The organism is Streptomyces sp. NPDC036822 (genome assembly GCF_055609145.1).
On the sequence record NZ_JBVJPY010000002.1, the window covers coordinates 515,774 to 540,523 of the forward strand.

The 24,750-nt window shown below is 72.1% G+C and carries 26 protein-coding genes; 19 read left to right on the forward strand and 7 right to left on the reverse strand.

The genetic code is table 11. From position 1 onward, the window contains the following. The first annotated feature begins 78 nt into the window (after nt 1–78). Nucleotides 79–762 carry an HU family DNA-binding protein gene (locus ACZ68P_RS06670; protein ID WP_471003526.1) on the forward strand — a complete coding sequence of 228 codons (684 nt, stop codon included), beginning with the start codon at nt 79–81 and terminating at the stop codon, nt 760–762. Nucleotides 763–842: 80 nt separating this feature from the next. On the opposite strand, the gene ACZ68P_RS06675 is transcribed toward ACZ68P_RS06670, so the two are convergent. Together ACZ68P_RS06675 and cofC are read right to left on the reverse strand one after the other, a co-directional pair. Next, a complete protein-coding gene (locus tag ACZ68P_RS06675; protein WP_471003529.1) occupies nt 843–1,046 on the reverse strand; it encodes a cold-shock protein in 204 nt (67 codons plus the stop codon). A gap of 9 nt (nt 1,047–1,055) precedes the next feature. Further along, nucleotides 1,056–1,703, reverse strand: a complete 648-nt coding sequence (gene cofC / locus ACZ68P_RS06680) for a 2-phospho-L-lactate guanylyltransferase (RefSeq protein ID WP_471003532.1) — start codon at nt 1,701–1,703, stop codon at nt 1,056–1,058. Between the two features lie 137 nt (nt 1,704–1,840). Here cofC and ACZ68P_RS06685 point away from each other — a divergent pair, with 137 nt between their 5' ends. From ACZ68P_RS06685 to ACZ68P_RS06695, 3 genes are all read left to right on the forward strand, one after another. After that, on the forward strand, nt 1,841–2,593 hold the full coding sequence (locus tag ACZ68P_RS06685) for a lysophospholipid acyltransferase family protein (protein WP_471003535.1): 753 nt from the start codon (nt 1,841–1,843) through the stop codon (nt 2,591–2,593). Next, entirely contained in the window at nt 2,590–3,591 is a 1,002-nt protein-coding gene (locus tag ACZ68P_RS06690) for an NAD(P)H-dependent glycerol-3-phosphate dehydrogenase (protein WP_471003538.1), read from the forward strand. The genes ACZ68P_RS06685 and ACZ68P_RS06690 overlap by 4 nt, the downstream gene beginning before the upstream one ends. Before the next feature lie 89 nt (nt 3,592–3,680). Next, nucleotides 3,681–4,820 carry a D-alanine--D-alanine ligase family protein gene (locus ACZ68P_RS06695; RefSeq protein ID WP_471003541.1) on the forward strand — a complete coding sequence of 380 codons (1,140 nt, stop codon included), beginning with the start codon at nt 3,681–3,683 and terminating at the stop codon, nt 4,818–4,820. 106 nt (nt 4,821–4,926) lie between these two features. Here the strand turns inward: ACZ68P_RS06695 and ACZ68P_RS06700 are convergent, their stop codons facing one another. Then, nucleotides 4,927–5,406, reverse strand: coding sequence for a DUF3515 domain-containing protein (locus tag ACZ68P_RS06700; protein WP_471003892.1), 480 nt, complete (start codon nt 5,404–5,406; stop codon nt 4,927–4,929). Nucleotides 5,407–5,429: 23 nt separating this feature from the next. Continuing rightward, on the reverse strand, nt 5,430–5,663 hold the full coding sequence (locus ACZ68P_RS06705; RefSeq protein ID WP_064070330.1) for an Lrp/AsnC family transcriptional regulator: 234 nt from the start codon (nt 5,661–5,663) through the stop codon (nt 5,430–5,432). 218 nt (nt 5,664–5,881) lie between these two features. On the opposite strand from ACZ68P_RS06705, the gene ACZ68P_RS06710 reads away from it, so the two are divergent. Continuing rightward, on the forward strand, nt 5,882–6,844 hold the full coding sequence (locus ACZ68P_RS06710; protein WP_365718408.1) for a thiamine-phosphate kinase: 963 nt from the start codon (nt 5,882–5,884) through the stop codon (nt 6,842–6,844). Next, nucleotides 6,841–7,659: a bifunctional hydroxymethylpyrimidine kinase/phosphomethylpyrimidine kinase gene (gene thiD / locus ACZ68P_RS06715; protein ID WP_471003543.1), complete on the forward strand. Its 819-nt coding sequence runs from the start codon at nt 6,841–6,843 to the stop codon at nt 7,657–7,659. Before ACZ68P_RS06710 ends, thiD begins: the two co-directional genes overlap by 4 nt. Before the next feature lie 169 nt (nt 7,660–7,828). Here the strand turns inward: thiD and rpmB are convergent, their stop codons facing one another. Further along, on the reverse strand, nt 7,829–8,014 hold the full coding sequence (gene rpmB, locus ACZ68P_RS06720) for a 50S ribosomal protein L28 (RefSeq protein ID WP_003957616.1): 186 nt from the start codon (nt 8,012–8,014) through the stop codon (nt 7,829–7,831). 228 nt (nt 8,015–8,242) lie between these two features. Between rpmB and ACZ68P_RS06725 the strand changes: the two genes are divergently transcribed. From ACZ68P_RS06725 to mutM, 9 genes are all read left to right on the forward strand, one after another. Then, complete coding sequence (locus ACZ68P_RS06725; protein ID WP_471003546.1) at nt 8,243–9,847, forward strand: DAK2 domain-containing protein; 1,605 nt, start codon at nt 8,243–8,245, stop codon at nt 9,845–9,847. Between the two features lie 197 nt (nt 9,848–10,044). Continuing rightward, complete coding sequence (gene recG, locus ACZ68P_RS06730) at nt 10,045–12,195, forward strand: ATP-dependent DNA helicase RecG (protein ID WP_471003893.1); 2,151 nt, start codon at nt 10,045–10,047, stop codon at nt 12,193–12,195. Nucleotides 12,196–12,269: 74 nt separating this feature from the next. After that, the gene (gene rsmD / locus ACZ68P_RS06735; protein WP_471003549.1) at nt 12,270–12,854 is read left to right on the forward strand and encodes a 16S rRNA (guanine(966)-N(2))-methyltransferase RsmD; all 585 of its coding nucleotides are present in this window, start codon (nt 12,270–12,272) and stop codon (nt 12,852–12,854) included. A 26-nt stretch (nt 12,855–12,880) separates the two neighbouring features. Next, the gene (gene coaD, locus ACZ68P_RS06740; RefSeq protein WP_471003895.1) at nt 12,881–13,372 is read left to right on the forward strand and encodes a pantetheine-phosphate adenylyltransferase; all 492 of its coding nucleotides are present in this window, start codon (nt 12,881–12,883) and stop codon (nt 13,370–13,372) included. 121 nt (nt 13,373–13,493) lie between these two features. Beyond that, a complete protein-coding gene (locus tag ACZ68P_RS06745; RefSeq protein WP_471003552.1) occupies nt 13,494–14,591 on the forward strand; it encodes an ATP synthase F0 subunit B in 1,098 nt (365 codons plus the stop codon). 107 nt (nt 14,592–14,698) lie between these two features. Continuing rightward, on the forward strand, nt 14,699–15,382 hold the full coding sequence (locus ACZ68P_RS06750; protein ID WP_471003555.1) for a YceD family protein: 684 nt from the start codon (nt 14,699–14,701) through the stop codon (nt 15,380–15,382). Nucleotides 15,383–15,384: 2 nt separating this feature from the next. Then, nucleotides 15,385–15,558 (forward strand): 50S ribosomal protein L32, encoded by a 174-nt coding sequence (gene rpmF / locus ACZ68P_RS06755; protein WP_030496967.1) that lies wholly within the window; start codon nt 15,385–15,387, stop codon nt 15,556–15,558. A 19-nt stretch (nt 15,559–15,577) separates the two neighbouring features. Further along, nucleotides 15,578–16,390, forward strand: coding sequence for a ribonuclease III (gene rnc / locus ACZ68P_RS06760; protein ID WP_471003558.1), 813 nt, complete (start codon nt 15,578–15,580; stop codon nt 16,388–16,390). Nucleotides 16,391–16,620: 230 nt separating this feature from the next. Then, on the forward strand, nt 16,621–17,481 hold the full coding sequence (mutM, locus tag ACZ68P_RS06765; protein WP_471003561.1) for a bifunctional DNA-formamidopyrimidine glycosylase/DNA-(apurinic or apyrimidinic site) lyase: 861 nt from the start codon (nt 16,621–16,623) through the stop codon (nt 17,479–17,481). Between the two features lie 13 nt (nt 17,482–17,494). Here mutM and ACZ68P_RS06770 read toward each other — a convergent pair whose 3' ends face one another. Continuing rightward, nucleotides 17,495–17,881, reverse strand: coding sequence for a winged helix-turn-helix transcriptional regulator (locus ACZ68P_RS06770; protein ID WP_471003564.1), 387 nt, complete (start codon nt 17,879–17,881; stop codon nt 17,495–17,497). Between the two features lie 174 nt (nt 17,882–18,055). Here ACZ68P_RS06770 and ACZ68P_RS06775 point away from each other — a divergent pair, with 174 nt between their 5' ends. Further along, nucleotides 18,056–18,862 carry a YwqG family protein gene (locus tag ACZ68P_RS06775; RefSeq protein WP_471003567.1) on the forward strand — a complete coding sequence of 269 codons (807 nt, stop codon included), beginning with the start codon at nt 18,056–18,058 and terminating at the stop codon, nt 18,860–18,862. Between the two features lie 21 nt (nt 18,863–18,883). Here ACZ68P_RS06775 and ACZ68P_RS06780 read toward each other — a convergent pair whose 3' ends face one another. Next, the gene (locus ACZ68P_RS06780) at nt 18,884–19,819 is read right to left on the reverse strand and encodes a CAP domain-containing protein (RefSeq protein WP_471003570.1); all 936 of its coding nucleotides are present in this window, start codon (nt 19,817–19,819) and stop codon (nt 18,884–18,886) included. 169 nt (nt 19,820–19,988) lie between these two features. Between ACZ68P_RS06780 and ACZ68P_RS06785 the strand changes: the two genes are divergently transcribed. The 3 genes from ACZ68P_RS06785 to smc all read left to right on the forward strand — a co-directional run bounded on the left by ACZ68P_RS06785 (nt 19,989) and on the right by smc (nt 24,612). Beyond that, nucleotides 19,989–20,270, forward strand: coding sequence for an acylphosphatase (locus ACZ68P_RS06785; RefSeq protein WP_471003572.1), 282 nt, complete (start codon nt 19,989–19,991; stop codon nt 20,268–20,270). Nucleotides 20,271–20,663: 393 nt separating this feature from the next. Next, nucleotides 20,664–20,876: a hypothetical protein gene (locus tag ACZ68P_RS06790; protein ID WP_365718432.1), complete on the forward strand. Its 213-nt coding sequence runs from the start codon at nt 20,664–20,666 to the stop codon at nt 20,874–20,876. Between the two features lie 184 nt (nt 20,877–21,060). Continuing rightward, the gene (gene smc / locus ACZ68P_RS06795) at nt 21,061–24,612 is read left to right on the forward strand and encodes a chromosome segregation protein SMC (RefSeq protein WP_471003575.1); all 3,552 of its coding nucleotides are present in this window, start codon (nt 21,061–21,063) and stop codon (nt 24,610–24,612) included. Nucleotides 24,613–24,750 lie beyond the last annotated feature (138 nt).

The following is a 24,750-nucleotide window of genomic DNA, read 5'->3' on the forward strand; positions in this document are numbered from 1 at the left end:
GATTTGCGGTATATACATGCCTAACGTGCGAAAAAGCTTGAACACTTTCGTTCTGGCAATGTCTCCGAAGGGGAAGACGTGAACAAGGCGCAGCTCGTAGAAGCGATTGCCGACAAGCTCGGCGGCCGTCAGCAGGCCGCGGACGCTGTCGACGCGGTGCTGGACGCGATCGTGCGTGCCGTGGTCGGCGGGGACCGGGTTTCGGTCACCGGCTTCGGTTCGTTCGAGAAGGTCGACCGCCCCGCCCGGTACGCGCGTAACCCGCAGACGGGTGAGCGCGTGCGGGTCAAGAAGACCTCGGTTCCGCGTTTCCGCGCGGGCCAGGGCTTCAAGGACCTGGTCAGCGGCTCGAAGAAGCTCCCCAAGGGAGGCGAGGTCTCCGTCAAGAAGGCGCCCAAGGGCAGCCTTTCCGGCCCCTCGGCCACCATCTCCAAGACCGCCGGCAAGAAGGCCGCCGCCAAGAAGACCTCCGCCGCCGCGGCGAAGAAGGCGGCCGCGGCCAAGAAGACCACCCCGGCGAAGAAGACCACCGCCACCGCGGCGAAGAAGACCACCGCCACCAAGACCGCGAGCGCCGCCAAGAAGACGGCGACCGCGAAGAAGGCGACGCCGGCGAAGACCACCACCGCCGCCGCGAAGAAGACCACCGCGACGAAGACCGCCCCGGCGAAGAAGGCCACGGCGAAGAAGGCGCCGGCGAAGAAGACCACCGCGCGCAAGACCACCCCCGCCAAGAAGACCACCACCGCCCGCAAGAAGTAAGCGGCGCAGGGTCATAGGGCCACTCACACGCCGGGCCGGGCTCCCCTGGGGGAGCCCGGCCCGCGGCGTTGAGCCGGTCGTCAGAAGGTCTGCAGCGTCACCAGGGTGATCCGCGGCCCGCCGGACCCGGCCTCCGTCTCGATCCGTACCCGCTGCCCCGGGCGCAGCAGCCGCAGCCCGCCCGCGTCGAAGGCGTCCGCCGCGAACTCCAGCGGCGTGCCGTCGTCGAGCAGCACACTTCCGCTGCGGGTATCGGGGTCGTAGGTGTACGCGGTCGCCTGCATGGCCGCAGCCTATCCGGCCGCGCGATCCCAGTGGGCCGCCGTCCGCGGACCGACCCCCAGCGCGAGCGCGGCCGCCAGATCCTCGCCGGTGTCCACGTCCCGGCGTACGGAATCCACCCCGGCCAGCCGTATTTCCACCGCCCCCGACGACAAATGCCGTCGCCGTGAGGCCCCGCCGAAAGCGGGGGACAATTCCACGCCCGCCCCCGCCGAGAGGAATGTCGTACCGATTTCCGCGGCGTCCGCCAGAAATGTGCGCGGGAATTCACCGGCCTCCTGGAGCACCCGGGCCAGCTCCGCCGGACGCAACGCCGGAAGGTCCGCGTTCAGGGCCGCCACCCGGGCCCGCGCCCGCTCCTCGCGCACGATGCGAGCCCCGTGGGCGAGGGCCGCGTTGAGACCGGCGGCGGGGGAGTCCGGCACGATCCGCGCGCCCAGCGCCGCGAGCGCCGCCGCCGCCTCCTGATCGTCCGTGACGACCGCCACATCCCGCACCCGCGGACATTCCAGCGCCGCCGCCACCGTGTCCTGCGCGAACGCCAGCGCGAGCCGCGGCCGCAGCCGCGCACCCGCCGCCGCGGCGAGCCGGCTCTTCGCCCGCGCCAGGGGCTTCAGGGGAACGACCAGCGACCAGCCGCCGTCCGGATCGGTGTTCATCGGGGCCATTGTGACCCCGCTCGTGGTCAGGCTGTCCGGCGGGAGCCGCGGCCCGGGGCGTACGGTGTTCTCGACAGACCAGGAGCACGGGGCGACACTTGGCCCCCTGCAACCCAGTCCCAGAGGAAGGTGTCCGAGTGCCCCGCCGCAGAATCGGCTTCTGGTACCGCCTGGCGGCGGTCATCGCTAAACCGCCACTGGTGGTTCTGTTCAAACGGGACTGGCGCGGAACGGAACACATTCCGGACGACGGCGGATTCCTCACCGTCGTCAACCACAACTCTTATCTGGACCCTCTGTCCTACGCGCACTACCAGTACAACACCGGGCGCGTTCCGCGTTTTCTCGCCAAGGCCGGCCTCTTCAAGGGATCGTTCGTCGGCATGATGCTGCGCGGCACCGGACAGATCCCCGTCTACCGCGAGACCACCGACGCGCTGAACGCCTTCCGCGCCGCCGTCGAGGCCATCGAGCGGGGCGAGTGCGTCGCCTTCTACCCCGAGGGAACCCTCACCCGCGACCCCGACATGTGGCCGATGGCCGGCAAGACCGGCGCCGCCCGCGTCGCCCTGCTCACCAAGGCCCCGGTCATCCCGGTCGCCCAGTGGGGCGCGAACCTCGCGATGCCGCCGTACGCCAAGGAGAACAAGCTCAATCTGTTCCCGCGCAAGACGCTGATCGTCCAGGCCGGTCCGCCCGTCGACCTCTCCCGGTTCCACGACAAGGAGCCGACGCCCGAGGTGCTGCGCGAGGCGACCGAGGCCATCATGGCCGCGATCACCGCACTCCTGGAGGACGTACGCGGCGAGAAGGCCCCCGCCGAACCGTACGACCACCGCAAGGCACGGCTGGAACAGCGGCGCAAGGCCGCCGGAGAGGGCATGAAGTGACCAAGGCAGCGGTCTTCGGTACGGGCTCGTGGGGCACCGCCTTCGGCATGGTGCTCGCCGACGCGGGCTGCGAGGTGACCCTCTGGGGCCGCCGCGCCGAACTCGCCGACGCGATCAACACCACCCGCACCAACCCCGACTACCTCCCGGGCGTCGAACTCCCGGCGGGCGTCCGGGCCACCACCGACCCCGCGGAGGCAGCCCACGACGCCGACTTCACCGTCCTCGTCGTGCCCTCGCAGACGCTCCGCGCCAACCTCGCCGAGTGGGCTCCCAAGCTGGCGCCCGACACCGTCCTCGTCTCCCTCATGAAGGGCGTCGAACTCGGCACCGCCAAGCGCATGAGCGAGGTCATCACCGAGGTCGCCGACGTTCCCGTGGAGCGCGTCGCCGTCCTCACCGGCCCCAACCTGGCCAAGGAGATCGCCGCCCGGCAACCCGCCGCCGCCGTCGTCGCCTGCGCCGACGAATCCGTCGCCCAGCGGCTCCAGACCGCCTGCATGACCCCGTACTTCCGCCCGTACACCAACACCGACGTCGTCGGCTGCGAACTCGGCGGAGCGGTCAAGAACGTCATCGGCCTCGCCGTCGGCATCGCCGACGGCATGGGTCTCGGCGACAACTCCAAGGCCACCCTCATCACCCGAGGCCTCGCCGAGACCACCCGCCTCGGTCTCGCCATGGGCGCCGACCCGCTCACCTTCTCCGGACTCGCCGGACTGGGCGACCTGGTCGCCACCTGCTCCTCCCCGCTCTCCAGGAACCACACCTTCGGCACCAACCTCGGCCGCGGCATGACCCTCCAGGAGACCATCGCCGCGACCAAGCAGACCGCCGAGGGCGTCAAGTCCTGCGAGTCGGTCCTCGACCTGGGCCGCCGCCACGGCGTGGACATGCCGATCACCGAGACCGTCGTGTCGATCGTCCACGAGGGCAAGCCGCCGATCGTCGCCCTCAAGGAACTGATGTCCCGCAGCGCCAAGTCCGAGCGCCGCTGAGCCCGTCGCGGGAGCCCCGTTGGGCCGGACGCGCGGGCCGCCCCGGGGCTCTCGAGCACGTCGGAGACGCAAGGTACGCTCAACGCGATATGAGCGAGAACACCCAGAGCCCCCGCAAGCCGCGCGTGGCCGTCGTCTTCGGCGGACGCAGCTCGGAGCACGCCATCTCCGTGGTCACCGCCGGTGCCGTCCTGCGCGCCATCGACCGGGACAAGTACGACGTGCTGCCCATCGGCATCACCACCGACGGGCGCTGGGCGCTGACCGCCGACGCCCCCGACCGGATGGCCATCGCCGAGCGCTCCCTGCCGAACGTCTCCGACCTCGCCGAGTCGGAGCGGGGCGGTGTCGTCCTCTCCGTCGACCCCGCCAACCGCGAGGTCGTGTACACCGAGCCCGGCGCCGTGCCGCAGGCCCTCGGCGAGGTCGACGTCGTCTTCCCCATGCTCCACGGCCCGTACGGCGAGGACGGCACGCTCCAGGGTCTCCTCGAACTCTCCGGAGTCCCCTACGTCGGCGCGGGCGTCCTCGCCTCCGCCGTCGGCCAGGACAAGGAGTACATGAAGCGGGTGTTCACCTCCTTCGGGCTGCCCGTCGGCCCGTACGAGGTCATCCGGCCCCGCGAGTGGGACCAGAACCCGGCCGCCGCCCGCAAGAAGATCGTCGAGTTCGCCGCCGAGCACGGCTGGCCCCTCTTCGTGAAGCCCGCCCGCGGCGGCTCCTCCATGGGGATCACCAAGGTCGACGACCTCTCCGGCCTGGACGAGGCCATCGAGGAGGCCCGCCGCCACGACCCCAAGATCCTCGTCGAGTCGCTGCTGCGCGGCCGCGAGATCGAGTGCGGCGTCCTGGAGTTCGAGGACGGCCCCCGCGCCAGCGTGCCCGCCGAGATCCCGCCCGTCACCGACCACGACTTCTACGACTTCGAGGCGAAGTACATCGACTCGGCGTCCGGGATCGTGCCCGCGCCGATCGGCGACGAGGCCACGGCGGAGGTGCAGCGTCTCGCCGTCGCCGCCTACGAGGCCGTCTCCTGCGAGGGCCTGGTCCGCGCCGACTTCTTCCTCACCGAGGACGGCGACTTCGTCATCAACGAGATCAACACCATGCCCGGCTTCACGCCGATCTCCATGTACCCGCGCATGTGGCAGGAGAGCGGCGTCGAGTACCCCGAGCTGGTCGACCGGCTGATCCAGGCCGCGCTGACCCGCTCCACGGGACTGCGCTGACGCGCGAGCTCCGCGGCCGTGCCGGCCGCGGAGCGGCACGCTCCGGACGGCGGGCCCGGGCGCGCCCGCACGGCGGGCCCGTGGAGCGGGTCAGCGCGGACACGGCCTAGAGGCTGTCCGGGACCGTCTTCTCGACCGGTGCGGCGAGATCCGTGAGCGGACCGACGTCGTGCGCGTACCGCTCGTCCAGGGACACCTCGACGTACGCCTTCCGGTACGTGGTGGTGAAGCGGGGTCCGTCGCCCTCCCGGCGCTCGTACAGCCAGTTCACGCCGTCGGCCTCGATCCCCTGAGCCTGTGGATCGTTCATCTTTTCGGGCCGGGGGACGCCGCAGCGCAGTACGATCGCCGCGTCCCCCCATCCGGCGGTCAGCTCGGACTCCGGCTCCGGATCGTTCCGTTCCAGGCCCGCCACGGTGTCGGGAAGCTCCTTCGCCAGAGCCTGGCAGAAGGCGGCCTCCTCGGCCGGAGGGCTGGGAACCGGGGCCGACGCCTTCGCGTCCGTGGAGGAGCAGCCGGCGGCGCACAGCAGCAGCACGGCTGCCGCCGCGGCGGCGGGCAGGCCGAAGGGCCGGTGGGAAGACATCACCGGCCAAGGGTAGACGGGGGCTACAGATGCACGACCGGGCAGGTGAGGGTGCGGGTGATGCCGTCCACTTGCTGGACCTTGGCGACCACCATGCGGCCGAGTTCGTCGACCGTGTCGGCCTGGGCGCGGACGATCACGTCGTACGGGCCCGTCACGTCCTCCGCCTGGATCACCCCCGGGATCTTGGCGATGGTCTCGGCGACGGTCGACGCCTTGCCCACCTCGGTCTGAATAAGGATGTACGCCTGTACCACGGAACCTCCAGGGCGGCCACGAGGATCTTGTGGGAGAAAGGGACGCCACGGTACCGCGTCGCCGAGGGCCGCGGGGAGACCTGCGCGCCCCGAGGCGCCCACAGTGTGGCGTACGCACGACAGAAGTTGACGGTCTACTTGACGGTATCTGGCGCAGTGACGGCTCGCGACCCGCGGTCGGCGCGCACGGCCGGCACGACAACACGAGGTGAGACGCGGTGAAGGGCACAGTCGGCGAGTTGGGTGAGTTCGGGCTCATCAGGGAGCTCACGTCCCGGCTCACCTCCACCCCGGCGGTACGGATCGGGCCGGGCGACGACGCCGCGGTCGTCTCCGCACCCGACCGGCGCGTGGTGGCCAGCACGGACATCCTGCTCGAAGGGCGTCACTTCCGCCGCGACTGGTCGACGGCGTACGACGTCGGCCGGAAGGCGGCCGCACAGAACCTGGCCGACATCGCCGCGATGGGCGCCGTTCCCACCGCGCTCCTGCTGGGGCTCGTGGTCCCCGCCGAACTTCCCGTCACCTGGCCCGTCGAGCTCATGGACGGCCTGCGCGACGAGTGCCAGGTCGCGGGCGCGGCCGTGGTCGGCGGCGACGTCGTCCGCGGGGACACGATCACGGTCGCCATCACCGCCCTCGGCGACCTGCGCAACCACGACCCGGTCACCCGGGGCGGCGCGCAGCCCGGTGACGTCGTGGCCTACACCGGCTGGCTCGGCTGGTCCGCCGCCGGGTACGCGGTCCTCTCCCGGGGCTTCCGCTCGCCCCGCGCCTTCGTCGAGGCCCACCGCCGGCCGGAGCCGCCCTATCACGCCGGCCCCGCCGCCGCCGGGCTCGGCGCCACCGCCATGTGCGACGTCAGCGACGGGCTCATCGCCGACCTCGGCCACATCGCCGAGGCCAGCAAGGTCCGCATCGACCTGCGCTCCGGCCTCATCGACATCCCCACCCAGATGAACGACATCGGCCAGGCCGTGGGCGTGGACCCGCTGCAGTGGGTGCTCACCGGCGGCGAGGACCACGCGATCGTCGCCACCTTCCCGCCGGACGTGAAGCTGCCGGCCCGCTGGAAGGTCATCGGCGAGGTCCTCAACCCCTCGGCCCTGCCCCAGGTGACCGTGGACGGGGCGCCCTGGCACAGCACGGGCGGCTGGGACCACTTCGGGGAGACCGAGTGACCACGGCGGGCGGAGCGGCCAGGACACGGCCGCCGCTGGTCCTCACCGTCGCCGGATCGGACTCCGGAGGCGGCGCGGGGGTCCAGGCCGACCTGAAGGCCATGCTCGCCCTCGGCGTCCACGGCATGAGCGTGATCACCGCCGTCACCGCCCAGAACTCCCGGGGCGTCCACGGTGCCTGGGAGCTGCCCGAGGAGGCCATACGCGCCCAGTACCGCGCCGTCGTCGACGACATCGGCGTGCAGGCGGTGAAGACCGGCATGCTGGCCTCCGCGACGCTCGTGGAGACCGTCGCGGAGCTGCTCTCAGGGACGGACGCGCCCGTGGTCGTCGACCCCGTGGGCGTCTCCAAGCACGGGGACGCGCTGCTCGCGGCCTCCGCGCTGGAATCCGTACGCAAGCGGCTGCTGCCGGTCGCGACCGTCGCCACGCCCAACCTGGACGAGGTGGCGCAGCTCACAGGCGTGCGCGTGGTCCGGGAGGGTGACATGCGCGTCGCGGCCGAGGCGATCCTGGCCCACGGCCCGCGCTGGGCGCTGATCAAGGGCGGGCACCTGCCCACCGGAGAGGGCGCCGTCGACCTGCTCACGGACGGCGCCGAGGAGCACTGGCTGCGGGCGCCGAGGCACGACAACCGGCACACGCACGGCACGGGCTGCACCCTCGCCTCTGCGGTCGCCTCGGGGCTCGCGAAGGGGCTGCCGGTGCCGGAGGCGGTGCGGCAGGCGAAGGAGTACGTGACCGGGGCCATCGCGGCGGGCTTCGCCCTGGGCGCCGGCATCGGCCCGGTCGACCACGGCTGGCGCTTCCGTTAGACCGGGAGCGGCTCCCGGTCGGGCCCGCTCCGGCGGGCCCGACCCCGGGCACACCGGAGCGACCCCGGGCACACTCACCTGCCTCAGGGCATGGCAAAAGGCCGGTTCACCGAGGTGAACCGGCCTTTCAAGGCAACCGCAGGGGCTGCGCTACGACGAAACGTCGGCGTTAGCGCGAGACCTTGCCGGCCTTGATGCACGAGGTGCAGACGTTGAGCCGCTTCGGCGTCCGACCGACCACTGCACGCACGCGCTGGATGTTCGGGTTCCAGCGACGGGACGTACGGCGGTGCGAGTGCGAAATGTTGTTGCCGAAGCCCGGCCCCTTGCCGCAGACGTCGCAGTTGGCAGCCACGGGTCACTCCAAAGACTTCAGATTTACAGTGAAATCCGGCGCACCGGAATCAGAGTTCTGAAGTGGCTTGCCGGGGGAATGGCCCGACTCTCGCCGGGCAACCGAAGCAGCATACAACGGCTGCTCCCGTGGAACGAAACTACCACGATCGCCCCGGCCCCCGCCCCGGCCCCCGGTCCCGAGCGGTCTACCCTGCGAGGCAGCCAGCCGCTCAAGGAGGACCACCAGGTGCCGCAGACCGCGCAGACCCTCGACGCCGCAGCGGTCCGATCCTGGTGCGCACGGGCACTCGAGGCGCTCGGCCGGGAGCGCGAGGAGATCGACGCGATCAACGTCTATCCGGTCGCCGACGGGGACACCGGCACCAACCTCTACCTGACCGTGGAATCCGCCGCCCAGGCGGTCGAGGCGGTCTTCGCGGCCGGCGCCGGAGGGGACCCGGCCGGCGCCGTCGACCCCACGGCTGCCATACGGGCCATGGCGCACGGCGCCCTCATCGGCGCCCGCGGCAACTCCGGGACGATCCTGTCCCAGCTGCTGCGCGGCATGGCCTCCGTCCTCGCGGACGGCCGTGACGGGGATCACCTCGCCCGGTCGCTCGCGGCCGCGGCCACCGCCGCGCGCCAGGCGGTCGCCCACCCCGTCGAAGGCACCATCCTCAGCGTGGCCCACGCGGCGGCCGAGTCCTGCGCGGCCGGCGGAAGCCTCGTGACGGTGGCCAGAGGGGCGTACGAGGGGGCCAGGACGGCCCTGGAGGCCACTCCCGGGCAGCTCGCCGTGCTCGAACGCGCCGGGGTCGTGGACGCCGGCGGGCGGGGTCTCGTCGCCGTACTCGGCGCGCTGGTCGAGGCGGTGTCCGGCGAGGCGCAGCGGCGCCCCGTGCGCCCGAGCCGCCCCGTCGTGGCCGAGGAGTGCGCGGCGGAGGACGACCGCCCGGGGCCCGCGTTCGAGGTGATCTACCTCCTGGAGGCGTCCGACGAGGCCGTGGAACGGCTGCGCACCCGGCTCGACGGGCTGGGGGACTCGCTCGTCGTCGTGGGCGGCGACGGGCTGTGGAACGTCCACGTCCACGTCGACGACGCGGGCGCGGCGGTCGAGGCGGGCGTGGAGGCGGGCCGCCCGTACCGCATCCGGATCACCCACTTCGCGGGCGCGGCCCCGCGCGAGCAGGCACAGCGAGCGGTGGTCGCCGTGGTCCCGGGCGAGGGCATCGCGGGCCTGTGCGAGGAGGCCGGCGCCACCACCGTGCTCGCCCGTCCCGGCCACCCGCCGGCCAGCGGCGACCTGGTGGACGCCATCCGGCGGGCCCATGCCCGCGAGGTCGTCCTCCTGCCGAACGACACCGACCTGCGCCACACGGCGGGCGCCGCGGCCGAACAGGTCCGCGCCGAGGGCATCCGGGTCGCCCTGATCCCCACCCGCGCCGCCGTCCAGGGCATCGCGGCCCTCGCCGTCCACGAACCGGAGCGCCGCTTCGACGAGGACGTGGTGGCGATGACCGCGGCCGCCGGCGCGACCCGCTACGCCGAACTGGCCGTCGCCGAACGCCAGTCGTTCACCTCGGCGGGCGTGTGCCAGGCCGGCGACGTCCTCGGCCTCATCGAGGGGGACGTGGCCGTCATCGGCCAGGACCTGACCACGACGGCACGGACGGTCCTGGACCGCATGCTGTCGGCGGGCGGCGAACTGGTCACCCTGATCGTCGCGAACGACACCCCGGACTTCCTGGCGGCCGCCCTCGAACACCACGTCCGCGACACCTACTTGGCGGTCGACACCACCGTCTACCACGCGGGCTCCGGCGCGCCTCCGCTCCTCATCGGAGTGGAGTAGACCCGGCCCCCGGCGCGCCCCGCCACGCCGACCCGCGCCCGCTCGTCCACAGCCTGCGGGACGGTTGTCGGTCCCGTGGTGTGCAATGGATCGCGTGCCCGCGCCCGACGAACCACTGACCACACTGCCCGAGGGGAGCCGCCGTGCTGCTCGGTGACCCGCTCAAGAACGTCCTCGGAGCCGCCACCGCCAAGGTGATGGCCGACCATCTCGACCTGCACACGGTCGGCGACCTGCTCCACCACTACCCCCGGCGCTACGCCGAACGCGGCGAGCTGACCGCCCTCGCCGACCTGCCCCTGGACGAGCACGTCACGGTCGTGGCGCAGGTCGCCGACGCCCGGGTGCTGACCTTCAACAAGGGAGGGCGGGGCAAGGGCCAGCGCCTGGAGGTCACGATCACCGACGGCAGCGGCCGGATGCAGCTGGTCTTCTTCGGCCGGGCGGTCTTCTTCCACCAGAAGGAGCTGCTGCCCGGAAGACGCGGGATGTTCGCGGGCAAGGTCGGGCTCTTCAACCGCAAGCTCCAGCTCTCCCACCCCGAGTACAAACTCCTCGACGCCGACACCGGCGACGAGCAGGTCAAGGCCTTCGCGAGCGAGCTGCTGCCCCTCTACCCCGCCTGCAAGCAGCTGGAGTCCTGGACCATCGAGCAGTCCGTCTCGATCGTCCTGGACTCCCTGGCCGCCACCGGCTGGGCCGGCCTCGCCGACCCGCTGCCGCCCGCCCTGCGCGAGGGCCGCGGCCTCGCGGACCTGCCCGAGGCGCTGCGGAAGGTCCACCGCCCCCGCACGAAGGCCGACATCGAGGACGCCCGGCAGCGGCTGAAGTGGGACGAGGCGTTCGTCCTCCAGGTCGCGCTCGCCCGCCGCCGCTTCGCGGACACCCAGCTGCCCGCCGTCGCCCGCCGCCCCGCTCCCGACGGCCTCCTCGACGCCTTCGACGCCAAGCTCCCCTTCACCCTCACCGACGGACAGAAGAAGGTCTCCACGGAGATCTTCGACGACCTCGCCACCGAACACCCGATGCACCGCCTCCTCCAGGGCGAAGTCGGGTCGGGCAAGACCATGGTGGCGCTGCGGGCCATGCTCGCCGTCGTCGACGCGGGCGGCCAGGCCGCCATGCTGGCCCCCACCGAGGTCCTCGCCCAGCAGCACCACCGCTCGATCACCGAGATGATGGGCGAGCTGGCCGAGGGAGGGACGCTCGGCGGCGCCGAGCACGCCACCAAGGTCGTGCTCCTCACCGGCTCCATGGGCGCGGCCGCCCGGCGCCACGCCCTGCTCGACCTCGTCACCGGCGAGGCCGGCATCGTCATCGGCACCCACGCCCTGATCGAGGACAAGGTGAAGTTCCACGACCTCGGCCTGGTCGTCGTCGACGAGCAGCACCGCTTCGGCGTGGAACAGCGCGACGCCCTGCGCGGCAAGGGAAAGCAGCCGCCGCACCTGCTGGTCATGACCGCCACGCCCATCCCGCGCACGGTCGCCATGACCGTCTTCGGTGACCTGGAGACCTCCGTCCTCGACCAGCTGCCCGCCGGGCGGTCCCCGATCGCCAGCCACGTCGTCCCCGCCGCCGACAAACCGCACTTCCTGACCCGCGCCTGGGACCGCGTCCGCGAGGAGGTGGAGAAGGGCCACCAGGCGTACGTCGTCTGCCCGCGCATCGGCGACGGCGAGGACGACCCCAAGGCGAAGAAGAAGCCATCCACCGAGGACGAGGCCGAGAAGCGCCCGCCGCTCGCCGTCCTGGAGGTCGCCGAGAAGCTCGCGGCCGGACCGCTCGCCGGCCTGCGCGTCGAGGTCCTGCACGGCCGGATGCACCCCGACGACAAGGACGGCGTCATGCGCCGCTTCGCCGCCGGCGAGGCCGACGTGCTCGTCGCGACCACCGTCATCGAGGTCGGCGTCAACGTCCCCAACGCCACCGCCATGGTGATCATGGACGCGGACCGCTTCGGTGTCTCCCAGCTCCACCAGCTGCGCGGCCGCGTCGGCCGCGGCTCCGCCCCGGGCCTCTGCCTGCTGGTCACCGAGATGCCCGAGGCAAGCCCGGCCCGGCAGCGCCTCGGCGCCGTCGCCTCCACCCTCGACGGCTTCGAACTCTCCCGCATCGACCTCGAACAGCGCCGTGAGGGCGACGTCCTCGGCCAGGCCCAGTCCGGCGTCCGCTCCTCGCTCCGGATGCTCACCGTCATCGACGACGAGGAGGTCATCACCGCCGCCCGCGAGGAGGCCACCGCGATCGTCCTCGCCGACCCGGAGCTGACCGCCCACCCCGAGCTGCGCACCGCCCTGGACGCCCTCCTGGACAAGGAGCGGGAGGAGTTCCTGGAGAAGGGGTGACCGCGCACCCCGCACACCGGCCATATCGTGGAGGCACAGACCCCGAGTCCCGAGAAAAACGACAAGGACCTCAGATGACCCGCGTGATCGCCGGCACCGCCGGCGGACGCCGACTGGCCGTGCCGCCCGGCAACGGCACCCGTCCCACCTCCGACCGGGCGCGCGAGGGCCTCTTCTCCACCTGGGAGGCGCTCCTCGGCACCCTGGACGGCACGCGGGTCGCCGACCTCTACGCCGGCTCGGGCGCCGTCGGCCTGGAGGCGCTCTCGCGGGGCGCCGCCCACGCCCTCCTCGTCGAGGCCGACACCCGCGCCGCCAAGACCGTCCGGGACAACGTCCGCTCCCTGGGACTGCCCGGCGCGGAGGTGCGCACCGGCAAAGCGGAACAGATCGTGACGGGACCGGCCCCCGCCACCCCCTACGACCTGGTCTTCCTCGACCCGCCGTACGCCGTCTCGGACGACGATCTTCGCGAGATCCTCCTCACACTCCGCTCCGGGGGCTGGATCGGCGACGACGCGCTCGTCACCGTGGAGCGCAGCACCCGAGGCGGGGAATTCGGCTGGCCGGCCGGTTTCGAGCCACTGCGGGCCCGTCGCTACGGCGAGGGAACGTTTTGGTACGGTCGCGCCGCCTCACCGTGCGAAGACGCACGATGACCGGACCGGAGAGCGAGGGACCCACGTTGCGCCGCGCCGTCTGTCCGGGGTCATTCGACCCCATCACCAACGGACATCTCGACATCATCGCCCGCGCTTCCAAGCTGTACGACGTCGTACACGTCGCGGTGATGATCAACCAGTCCAAGAAGGGCCTGTTCACCGTCGACGAGCGGATCGAGCTGATCCGCGAGGTGACCGCCGACTTCGGCAACGTCGAGGTCGAGTCCTTCCACGGCCTCCTCGTCGACTTCTGCAAGCAGCGCGACATCCCCGCCATCGTCAAGGGCCTGCGCGCGGTCAGCGACTTCGACTACGAGCTGCAGATGGCGCAGATGAACATCGGCCTCTCGGGCGTCGAGACCCTGTTCGTCCCCACCAACCCCACCTACAGCTTCCTGTCGTCCTCCCTGGTCAAGGAGGTCGCGGCCTGGGGTGGCGACGTCTCCCACCTGGTGCCCGAAGCCGTCCTCGGCAGTCTCACCGAGCGCCTCGCCGCACAGCGCGGCGGGCAGTGACCCGGACGGCACAGCGAGCCACCGCCGCTGACAGACCGTCACCCGGTGTCGGACGGGGGACGACTGCCCTTACAGTCGTCCCGTCCGTCTCCATCCAGCTGTAGAGAGTGGCGAGCACCCGGTGGACGTGCAGAAGAAGCTCGACGAGATCGTCTCGACGGTCACAAACGCCCGGTCCATGCCCATGTCGGCGTCCTGCGTCGTCAACCGGGCCGAGCTGCTCGCCCTGCTCGACGAGGTGCGGCAGGCCCTGCCCGGCTCCCTGGCCCAGGCCCAGGAGCTCCTCGGCGGCCGGGAGCAGATGGTCGAGCAGGCCCGCCAGGAGGCCGAGCGGATCATCGAGGCCGCCCACGCCGAGCGCGGCTCGCTGATCTCCGACACCCAGGTCGCCCGCCGGTCCCAGGACGAGGCCGAGCGGATCCTCGCCGAGGCCCGCCGCGAGGCCGAGGAGATCCGCGCCGAGGCCGACGACTACGTCGACTCCAAGCTCGCCAACTTCGAGGTCGTCCTCAACAAGACCATCGGCTCCGTCGACCGCGGCCGCGAGAAGCTGCTCGGCCGCGGCCCGGGACTCGACGAGCAGGGCTACGCCGACGAGGACGCCCCCGAGTACAGCGCCGACCCGCAGACCCTGATCCACCGGGCGGACGAGTACGTCGACGCCAAGCTCGGCGCGTTCGAGGCGGTGCTCTCCAAGACCCTGGAGGCGGTCGGCCGCGGCCGGCAGAAGCTGCACGGCCGGATCGCCACCGACGACCTCGGCGCCCACATGGCGGCCCAGGACGCGGCCGGCGGCCCGGTGCACACCAGCGACGCGGACTACCTCGCCGGACTGGCGGAGCTGTCCGACCCCGAGCCGGTGAGCCGCCAGGTCCCGCAGCAGCCCTCGCACATCCCGGCCCAGCATCCCGACCCTTACGCCACGGGCTCCCACGCCGTGACCTATGGCGAGCAGCCCCAGGAGGCGTACCCCGGCGCGGGAACCGGCTCCGCCGGGGCGGCGGCCTACGCGGCTCACGGCTACGAGAACCAGGACCCGTACGCGTACCAGAACCAGGATCCGTACGCGTACCAGCAGCCCTACGGCTACGACCAGCAGCCGCAGGTCCAGGCCCCCCAGGTGCCGCAGCCGCAGGCGGCCGCGCTCGACGAGACCAGCTTCTTCGACACGAGCATGATCGACCTGGAGCAGCTGCGCCGGTACGAGCAGGGGCACTGAGCTCCGGAGCGCCACAAGCCCGGATTGGGCCCTGAGCGAAGCGTCCAGTATCCTGGCTCTTCGGTCGCGCGTATGCCCGCGATCCACGCTGCCCGCTTCGTCTTCCGATGCGGCCACGGCAGCCGTCTCACGATCCGAAAGCAGGAAGAACCCTGAGCACGCGCCTCGACCACCGCAATCCCCTCGTGTTCGACACACACGAGCTGGGGCGGCGTCCTGGTGCCCTCCAGCGGATCTCCCGCTCGGTCACGGCCCCCGCCGACTTCGGTGTCGAAGGGGTCATCGGCGTACCGGAAGGCGCGCCGGTGGAAATCGATCTCCGTCTCGAATCGGTCATGGAAGGGGTGCTTGTCACAGGCACCGCCCGTGCATCGGCCGAGGGGGAGTGCGTAAGGTGTCTGGAGCCCGTCGAGCTCGAGCTCGACGTGGACTTCCAGGAGATGTTCTCGTACCCCGACTCCGACGACCGGGGCCGCTCCAAGGCGGCCGCGGACGACGAAGCCGAGGCTGACGAGGACATGATCCCCCTCGAGGACGGCATGTTCGACCTCGAACCCGTGCTGCGTGATGCGGTGGTGCTCGCACTGCCGATGCAGCCGGTGTGCCGGGAGGACTGTGCGGGTCTGTGTTCCGAATGTGGGACCAACCTGAACGACAATCCGGACCACCACCATGACGCCGTCGACATTCGTTGGGCGGCACTGCAGGGACTCGCCGGTTCGCTGGGAACCGGGGAGAAGGACAACATGAGCGGCGCCGAAGCGGGCGTCGACGAGAAGCAGGAGAAGTAGCCGTGGCTGTTCCGAAGCGGAAGATGTCGCGCAGCAACACGCGCCACCGCCGGTCGCAGTGGAAGGCTGCGGTCCCCACCCTGGTTTCGTGTGAGCGTTGCCAGGAGCCGAAGCAGCAGCACATCGCGTGCCCGAGCTGCGGCACCTACAACAAGCGCCAGGTCCTCTCGGTCTGAGTGGCTGGTGAGAGGCGCAATGTCTGAGTCCCACAAGTCGGACAACAAAACGGACAATGCCTCGTCCCACACGCTTCTGGAAGGGCGGCTCGGGTATCAGCTCGAGTCCGCCCTTCTGGTGCGTGCGCTGACCCATCGCTCGTACGCGTACGAGAACGGCGGTCTGCCCACCAACGAGCGTCTGGAGTTCCTCGGGGACTCCGTGCTCGGCCTGGTGGTCACGGACACGCTGTACCGCACCCACCCCGACCTGCCCGAAGGCCAGCTGGCCAAGCTGCGGGCCGCGGTGGTCAACTCGCGTGCGCTGGCGGAGGTGGGCCGCGGCCTCGAACTCGGCTCCTTCATCCGGCTCGGCCGGGGCGAAGAGGGCACGGGCGGCCGGGACAAGGCGTCCATCCTCGCCGACACCCTTGAAGCGGTGATCGGCGCTGTCTATCTCGACCAGGGTCTCGACGCGGCGTCCGAGCTGGTGCACCGGCTCTTCGACCCGCTGATCGAGAAGTCCTCGAACCTCGGTGCAGGACTGGACTGGAAGACCAGCCTCCAGGAACTGACCGCGGCCGAGGGCCTGGGTGTCCCGGAGTACCTCGTCTCCGAGACGGGCCCGGACCACGAGAAGGTCTTCACTGCTGCCGCCCGCGTCGGTGGTGTCTCGTACGGCACCGGCACCGGCCGCAGCAAGAAGGAAGCGGAGCAGCAGGCCGCGGAATCCGCGTGGCGTGCGATCCGCACGGCCGCGGACGAGCGCGTGGCGGCGGCGAAGGCCGCGGCCGAGTCGGGCACGGAAGAGATCGCCGACGTCTCTTCGCCCGCCGATCAGGCTTCCGCCTGAGGCCATCCCTTCCTGATCGACCCCGCCCGGGGCCCTGACGAGGGCCCCGGGCGGGGTCGTTCCCCATGCCCGGCGCTCGGGACCGGGCGCTTCGAACCAGGCTCCCCGACCGACGACTTCGGACCCTCGCCGCTGGCCGTCGCCCCGGCCCCTCGGCCCTCGCCCGGGGGGCGAACGCCCGGGCGGTAGGCTGCGTACGTCGTTCCCGTACCCCCTCCGGAGGAAGTCGCGTGCCCGAGCTGCCCGAGGTCGAGGTCGTACGGCGCGGGCTCGAACGGTGGGTCGCCGAGAGGACCGTGGACGAGGTCGAGGTGCTGCACCCCCGGGCCGTGCGCCGGCACACGGCCGGCGGCGACGACTTCGCGGCGCGGCTCAAGGGCCACCGGTTCGGGACCGCCCGGCGGCGCGGCAAGTACCTCTGGATCCCGCTCGCCGACGCGGACGCCTCCGTCCTCGGGCACCTCGGCATGAGCGGCCAGCTGCTCGTCCAGCCCGAGACCGCGCCCGACGAGAAGCACCTGCGGATCCGCGTCCGGTTCGCCGACGACCTCGGCACCGAACTGCGCTTCGTCGACCAGCGGACCTTCGGCGGGCTCTCGCTCCACGACAACACCCCCGACGGTCTGCCCGACGTCATCGGCCTCATCGCGCGCGACCCGCTGGACCCGGCGTTCGACGACGCGGCCTTCCAGACCGCCCTGCGCCTGCGCCGTACGACCATCAAGCGCGCGCTGCTCGACCAGTCGCTGATCAGCGGCGTCGGCAACATCTACGCCGACGAGGCGCTGTGGCGCGCCAAGCTGCACTACGAGCGGCCGACCGCCACCCTGACCCGTCCCCGCTCCGCCGAGCTGCTCGGTCATGTGCGGGACGTGATGAACGCGGCGCTCGCCGCCGGCGGGACCAGCTTCGACAGCCTCTACGTCAACGTCAACGGCGAGTCGGGCTACTTCGACCGCTCGCTGGACGCGTACGGGCGCGAGGACGAGCCGTGCCGCCGCTGCGGAACGCCGATGCGGCGCCGGCCCTGGATGAACAGGTCCAGCTACTTCTGCCCGCGCTGTCAGCGCCCGCCGCGTCTCGTCCTCTGACAACCGCCGGCGGTCACGGGCCGGCCGGTGCCGCGCGCCGCGTGTCGTACTCCCCGCGCGCCGCGAGCACCTGCGGCATGCGGCCCTCGACCAGGTCGATCAGGCCGCGCAGGCGCTCCGCGATCTCCTGGCCGAGCGGTGTCAGGCGGTAGTCCACCCGAGGGGGATTCGTCGGCCGGGCCTCGCGGTGGACGAGCCCGTCGCGCTCCAGCGCGTGCAGGGTCTGTGCCAGCATCTTCTCGCTCACCCCGTCGACCCGGCGGCGCAGCTCGTTGAAGCGGAACGAGCCTTCGTACAACGCGCCCAGGGTCAGGCTGCCCCACCGGCCGGTCACGTGCTCGAGCGTCTCGCGCGAGGTGCAGGCCCGGGCGAACACGTCGAACACCAGGTCGTCGCTCATGCCCTTCACCCTACTCCGCAGCGCTGTCCAGGGGATAGCGCTCTCCGGCGGGAAGTGCCGCCTCGCGCCGGCCCGGTTCCGTGCCCTCCCGGCCGTCGCCGTGCGGGGCTGTCGGTGCCGCGTACTACCGTGCCCGCAACGTCTGGTCGATCTTCGTCCGCCTGAGGAGTCACGATGTCCGGAGCGACACCCGAGCCGCCCGCGCAGGACCCGCGCACCCTGATACCGGAGTGCGCCGGCCTCGCCAGGGAAGCCGTCCTCCTCGACCCGGAGCCCGGCGAGCCCGGTGTGCGGGAGAGCTCGCTGGGAGGCGGGCTGCTGTGGCCCGCGGACGAGCCGTGGCCGTACTGCACGGAGGCGGACCACTGGACGTACGGGTCCGACCCGCGCAACCGCACCCCGATCGTGCCGGGCGCGGTGCCGATGGTGCCGGTCCTCCAGCTGTTCGCCCGGGACGTCCCCGGCTGGGAGTTCCCGGAGGGCAAGGATCTGCTCCAGCTGGTGTGGTGCGCGCTGATCCACGACGGGCACGACGGTCTGGTGACACCCCGGCTGTACTGGCGCACCGAGGCGGAGGTCATGGCCGGAGCGCTGCTGGCCGAGCAACCCGGGGTGAGCGAGGGGGAGTACGACGAGGACAACATGCCGCAGCCGTCGACCCTGTCCCCCCGGGCCGCGCGGGACTATCCGCGTTGGCTGGATCTGCCCGTGGAGACGCGGGAGAGCTGGGAACCGCGTCTCCGGTCGGAGTCGGGCGGCTCGCTGTGGCCGGCCGGCTCCCACCACATCGCGACGAAGATCGGCGGCTGGCCCGCCTGGACGCAGTCCGCCGACTGGCCGGACTGCGACAGCGGGCACCGCATGGAACACCTGCTGACCGTCACCGGCGACATCCAGCTCGGCGACTGCGGCGGCGTCTACGTCTTCCACTGCCGCCGGTGCCCCGGCCTCCCGTGGGACTGGCGCTTCGACTGCCACTGACGGCCGAGGCCGGCGGCGTTCTCAGACGCCGAAGTCCTGCGTCCACCACGGGCCGCCGTCGGCGAAGTGGACTCCGACCCCCAGCGTCCGGTAGTCGCAGTTCAGGATGTTCGCGCGGTGACCGTCGCTGGCCATCCACGACGCCATCACGGCGGCGGCGTCCGCCTGGCCGCGGGCGATGTTCTCGCCGCCGAGGCCGGATATGCCCGCCTTCTCGGCGCGCTCCCACGGCGTGGCGCCGTCCGGGTCGGTGTGGTCGAAGAAGCCGCGCCGGGCCATGTCCTCGCTGAAGGAGTCCGCCAGCGCCGCCAGCTCGGCGTCCGAGCGCACCGGGGTGCAGCCCACCTGGGCCCGCTCCTCGTTGACCAGGCGGACGACCTCGGCCTCCGCCGCCGCCTCACGGCTCACCGGTGCCGGGGCCGTGGTCGGCGCGACCGGCTTCTCGGTCGTCGGGGCCGGCTTCGGCCGGGGCGGGGTCGCGGTCCTCGGCGCCTCGGCCGTCTTGGAGGGCTTCGCCGTCGTCGACGGCGGAGCGGCGGGCTTCTCCGGCTTCGGGGAGGCGGTCGTCTTCGACGGGGTCGGCGACGGCGTCGCGGACGGCGAGGCCGTCCGGGAGGCGGTGCCCTGACCCGGGCGCGTGGTCCCGGGGGCGGAGGCGGTGTCGGACGGGGTAGTCGAAGCGCCGCCCTGCGTCGTCAGCCGGGGCGCCTGCTGGGACTGGGGCTCCGAGCGCGTCTCGCCCGAGCCCACGCTGCCGACGGTGTACGTCTCCCCGCCCGGGAGGAGGCCCGAGGCGACGGCGACCGCGCCGACCGCCACCGCGGCGGAGACGCCGAGCAGCCCGGTGCGTACGGGCGTGCTCCGCCCCTTGCGGCGGGCCCCCCGGTGCCGACGGTCCGCACCGGCCGCGTAGTCTTCTGCGGCGGGCACGGCGCCGGAGCGACGATGGCGTCCCATCTGCTCTGCCTTCCTGACGACCTGTGCTGGAAACTTTGCTGATCTTTGCTTCTGTGGAGCAGTCGAACGGAGCGCACCCATACGGGTGAGGCTCGTTCGGTCGGGACTGTACGCCATGACGCGCGGGGGCGGTGGGCTCCCGAGACAATCGGCCCGTTAGCGTGCAGCCATGAACGAAGACGTACGGCTCACCGCCTGGGTGCGCGGCCGAGTACAGGGAGTGGGCTTCCGCTGGTTCACCAGGGCAAACGCTCTGGAGATCGGGGGCCTGGCCGGCTTCGCCCTCAATCTCGACGACGGCAGGGTGCAGGTCGTGGCCGAAGGGCCGAGTGAGAATTGCCACCGCCTGCTGGACTGGCTGCGCTCCGACGACACACCCGGGCGCGTCGACGGCGTCACTGAGATCTGGGACACCCCGCGCGGCGGGTACGACGGCTTCGCCATCCGCTGAGGACGGCCTCCGAGGCGCTCCGCCCGGCGGCCCGCACGCCGCCCGGGCGGACGTTCGAGAAACGGCCCGTGACGGGGAAATGACCTGGTCGTTGCCGAGAAGGTCTTGCCTTGGACGGCCGGTGGAGGAAGGATGATCTCGACAGCCCCCGAGGCACCGGGTCGCGAGGCGCCGCCGCATGGTTCGCGGCCGCTGCCCCCCGGTTGCCCCTTGATGAGGGGCGTGATCGTGTTGACCGTCAAACTTTTTGGTGAGATTCTGGAAGCCCCGCGCACCTCAGCTGTTTGGCAGTGAGAACGGCACGACAAGCAGTACTGCCGAGCACCGCGGGTGCGAATCCCTCACGACCCACACCGCAATCGGTCGGTCACTCAGTGTGGAGGACCATCCATCATGGCAAAGGCGCTTCTCGGTTACGTCGGCGGCTCCGACCCGCGACTCCTCGCCGAGATGCGACGGCTTCAGCAGCGCGTCCAGGACCTCGAGTCCGAGCTTGTACGGATTCAGTCCGAGAACGACGCGCTCAACGCCGCCGCACAGCACGGAGACTCGCTGCTTCACGGCATCGACCTCGACGTACCCCAAGCGGAGCCTGCGCTCACCTGATGCAACAACCCGCAAGGGTGAGGTGAGAAACACTCTCGCTAGCACAGCTAGATATGCAAGGGACGCTTCGGCGTCCCTTCTTTCTTGCGCCCCCCATGGCCCGCCCTCCCCACCACTCCTTGAGGGAGGGTGTGCCCTCCACCTTCCCAGGTGAAACGCGTGTGCACAGGTAGAGTCCTGGGGCGTGCATCTCAAGGCCCTGACACTCCGCGGTTTCAAGTCGTTCGCCTCCGCCACCACGCTGCGGTTCGAACCGGGGATCACCTGTGTCGTGGGACCCAACGGTTCCGGCAAGTCCAACGTCGTGGACGCGCTCTCCTGGGTCATGGGCGAGCAGGGCGCCAAGTCGCTGCGCGGCGGCAAGATGGAGGACGTCATCTTCGCCGGCACGACGGGGCGCCCCCCGCTCGGCCGCGCCGAGGTCTCCCTGACGATCGACAACTCCGACGGCGCGCTGCCCATCGACTACGCCGAGGTCACCCTCACCCGGATCATGTTCCGGGGCGGCAGCAGCGAATACCAGATCAACGGCGACACCTGCCGGCTGCTCGACATCCAGGACCTGCTCTACGACTCGGGCATCGGCCGCGAGATGCACGTCATCGTCGGCCAGGGACAGCTCGACTCCGTCCTGCACGCCGACCCGATGGGACGCCGGGCCTTCATCGAGGAGGCCGCCGGCGTCCTGAAGCACCGCAAGCGCAAGGAGAAGGCGCTGCGGAAGCTGGACGCGATGCAGGCCAACCTCGCGCGCGTGCAGGACCTCACCGACGAACTGCGGCGCCAGCTCAAGCCCCTCGGCAGGCAGGCGGCGGTCGCCCGCCGCGCCGCCGTCATCCAGGCGGACCTCCGCGACGCCCGGCTCCGGCTCCTCTCGGACGATCTCGTACGGCTCCGCGAGGCGCTGAAGGCGGAGGTCGCCGACGAGGCCGCGCTGCTCGCCCGCAAGGAGAGCGCCGAGACGGAGCTGCGGGCCGCGCTCGCCACGGAGGCGGACCTCGAGGACGAGGTGCGGCGGCTCGCCCCGCGGCTCCAGCGCGCCCAGGAGACCTGGTACGCGCTCTCCCAGCTCGCCGAGCGGGTGCGCGGCACGATCTCGCTCGCCGACGCGCGGGTGAAGAGCGCCACGGCCCAGCCGCCGGAGGAGCGCCGGGGACGCGACCCGGAGGACATGGAGCGTGAGGCGGCCCGCATCCGGGAGCAGGAGGCCGAGCTGGAGGCCGCCCTCGAAGCGGCCGAACGCGCCCTGGAAGACACGGTCGCCCACCGCGCCGAACTGGAGCGCGATCTGGCGGCCGAGGAGCGGCGGCTCAAGGACGTCGCCCGCGCCATCGCCGACCGGCGCGAAGGTCTCGCCCGGCTGCACGGGCAGGTCAACGCGGCCCGTTCGCGCGCCGCCTCCGCACAGGACGAGATCGACCGGCTGGCCGCCGCCCGTGACGAGGCGGGGGAGCGGGCGGCCCTGGCCCAGGAGGAGTACGAGCAGCTGAAGGCCGAGGTCGACGGGCTCGACGCCGACGACACCGAGCTGGGGGAGCGGTACGAGGCCGCCCGCCGCGACCTCGCCGACGCCGAGGCCGCGCTGACGGCGGCCCGGGACGCCGCGGCCACCGCCGACCGGGCCCGCGCCGCGACGCGCGCCCGCCACGAGACCCTCGCCCTCGGCCTGCGCCGCAAGGACGGGACGGGCGCGCTGCTCGCCGCCCGCGACGGCCTCACCGGTCTGCTCGGGCCCGCCGCCGGACTCCTCACCGTCACCCCCGGGTACGAGGTCCCGCTGGCCGCCGCCCTCGGCGCGGCGGCGGACGCGGTCGCCGTCACGGGGCCCTCCACGGCCGTCGAGGCGCTGCGCCTGCTGCGCAAGCAGGACGCGGGCCGTGCGGCGCTGCTGCTCACGGGAGCGCGGGAGCCCGCCGGGGCAGCCGTGCCCGCCGACGCCGTCCGGGCGTCCGGTCTCGTACGCGGCCCCGAGGAACTCATGGGCGCGGTACGGCGCCTGCTCGACGGGATCGTCGTGGTCGGGACCCTGGAGGAGGCGGAGGCCCTGGTCCGCGCCCACCCCCACCTCACCGCCGTCACCGCCGAAGGCGACCTCCTCGGGGCGCACTTCGCGCAGGGCGGCTCCGCCGGGGCGCCGAGCCTGCTCGAAGTGCAGGCGTCCGTGGACGAGGCCGCGGCCGAGCTGGCGGAGCTGGCCGTGCGCTGCGAGGAGCTGACCGCCGTCCAGCGCGAGGCCGGCGAGCGGCGCCGGGCCGCGGCCGCGCTCGTCGAGGAGCTGGCCGAACGCCGCCGCGCCGCCGATCGCGAGAAGTCCGCCGTCGCCCAGCAGCTCGGCCGTCTGGCGGGACAGGCCCGGGGCGCGGCGGGGGAGGCCGAACGGACCGCCGCGGCCGCCGCCCGCGCCCAGGAGGCGCTGGAGAAGGCGCTGGAGGAGGCCGAGGAGCTGGCCGAGCGGCTGCTCGTCGCCGAGGAGGCGCCGGCCGAGGAGGAGCCCGACACCTCCGTGCGCGACCGGCTCGCCGCCGACGGGGCCAACGCCCGCCAGACGGAGATGGAGGCGCGGCTCCAGCTCCGTACCCACGAGGAGCGGGTCAGGGGTCTCGCCGGGCGGGCCGACGCGCTCGACCGGGGCGCCCGTGCGGAACGGGAGGCCCGCGCCCGGGCGGAGCAGCGTCGCGCCCGGCTGCGCCACGAGGCGGAGGTGGCCACCGCCGTCGCCGCCGGAGCCCGGCAGCTGCTGGCCCACATCGAGGTCTCCCTGGTCCGCGCCGAGCAGGAGCGCGCCCTCGCCGAGGCCGCCAAGGGCGCCCGTGAGCAGGGCCTGACCGCCGCCCGTGCCCGCGGCCGCGAGCTGAAGGCCGAACTCGACAAGCTCACCGACTCCGTGCACCGCGGTGAGGTCCTCGGCGCCGAGAAGCGGCTGCGGATCGAGCAGCTGGAGACCAGGGCTCTGGAGGAGCTGGGTGTCGAGCCGGCCGGCCTGGTCGCGGAGTACGGCCCCCATCTGCCCGTACCGCCGTCACCGCCCGCCGAGGGCGAGACGCTGCCGGAGGACCCGGACCACCCGCGCAACCGGCCCCGGCCCTTCGACCGCGCCGAGCAGGAGAAGCGGCTCAGGGCCGCCGAACGGGCGTACCAGCAACTCGGGAAGGTGAATCCGCTCGCTCTGGAGGAGTTCTCGGCGCTGGAGGAACGCCACAACTTCCTCTCCGAGCAGCTCGAGGACCTGAAGAAGACCCGGGCCGACCTCCTTCAGGTGGTGAAGGAGGTCGACGTTCGGGTCGAGCAGGTCTTCACCGAGGCGTTCCGGGACACCGCCCGCGAGTTCGAGGGCGTCTTCTCGCGGCTCTTTCCGGGGGGTGAGGGGCGCCTCGTCCTGACCGACCCCGACAACATGCTGACCACCGGCGTCGACGTCGAGGCCCGCCCGCCGGGCAAGAAGGTCAAGCGGCTCTCCCTGCTCTCCGGCGGCGAGCGGTCGCTGACCGCCGTGGCGATGCTCGTCTCGATCTTCAAGGCACGGCCCAGCCCGTTCTACGTCATGGACGAGGTCGAGGCGGCCCTGGACGACACCAACCTCCAGCGGCTCATCCGGATCATGCGGGAGCTCCAGGAGTCCTCGCAGCTGATCGTGATCACCCATCAGAAGCGGACCATGGAGGTCGCGGACGCGCTGTACGGCGTTTCCATGCAGGGCGACGGGGTATCGAAGGTCATCAGCCAGAGGCTGCGGTAGCCCGCCTCATTCAATACTTGAACGCGAGGCGACTTGCTGCGGCCAAAAATTCACAAGAGGGCAAGCCTTGACTTCGAAACTTGAAGGCATAGTCTCTGCAACGTTACTTTTACCTTCAAGTGGTGGGCGGCGTGAAGT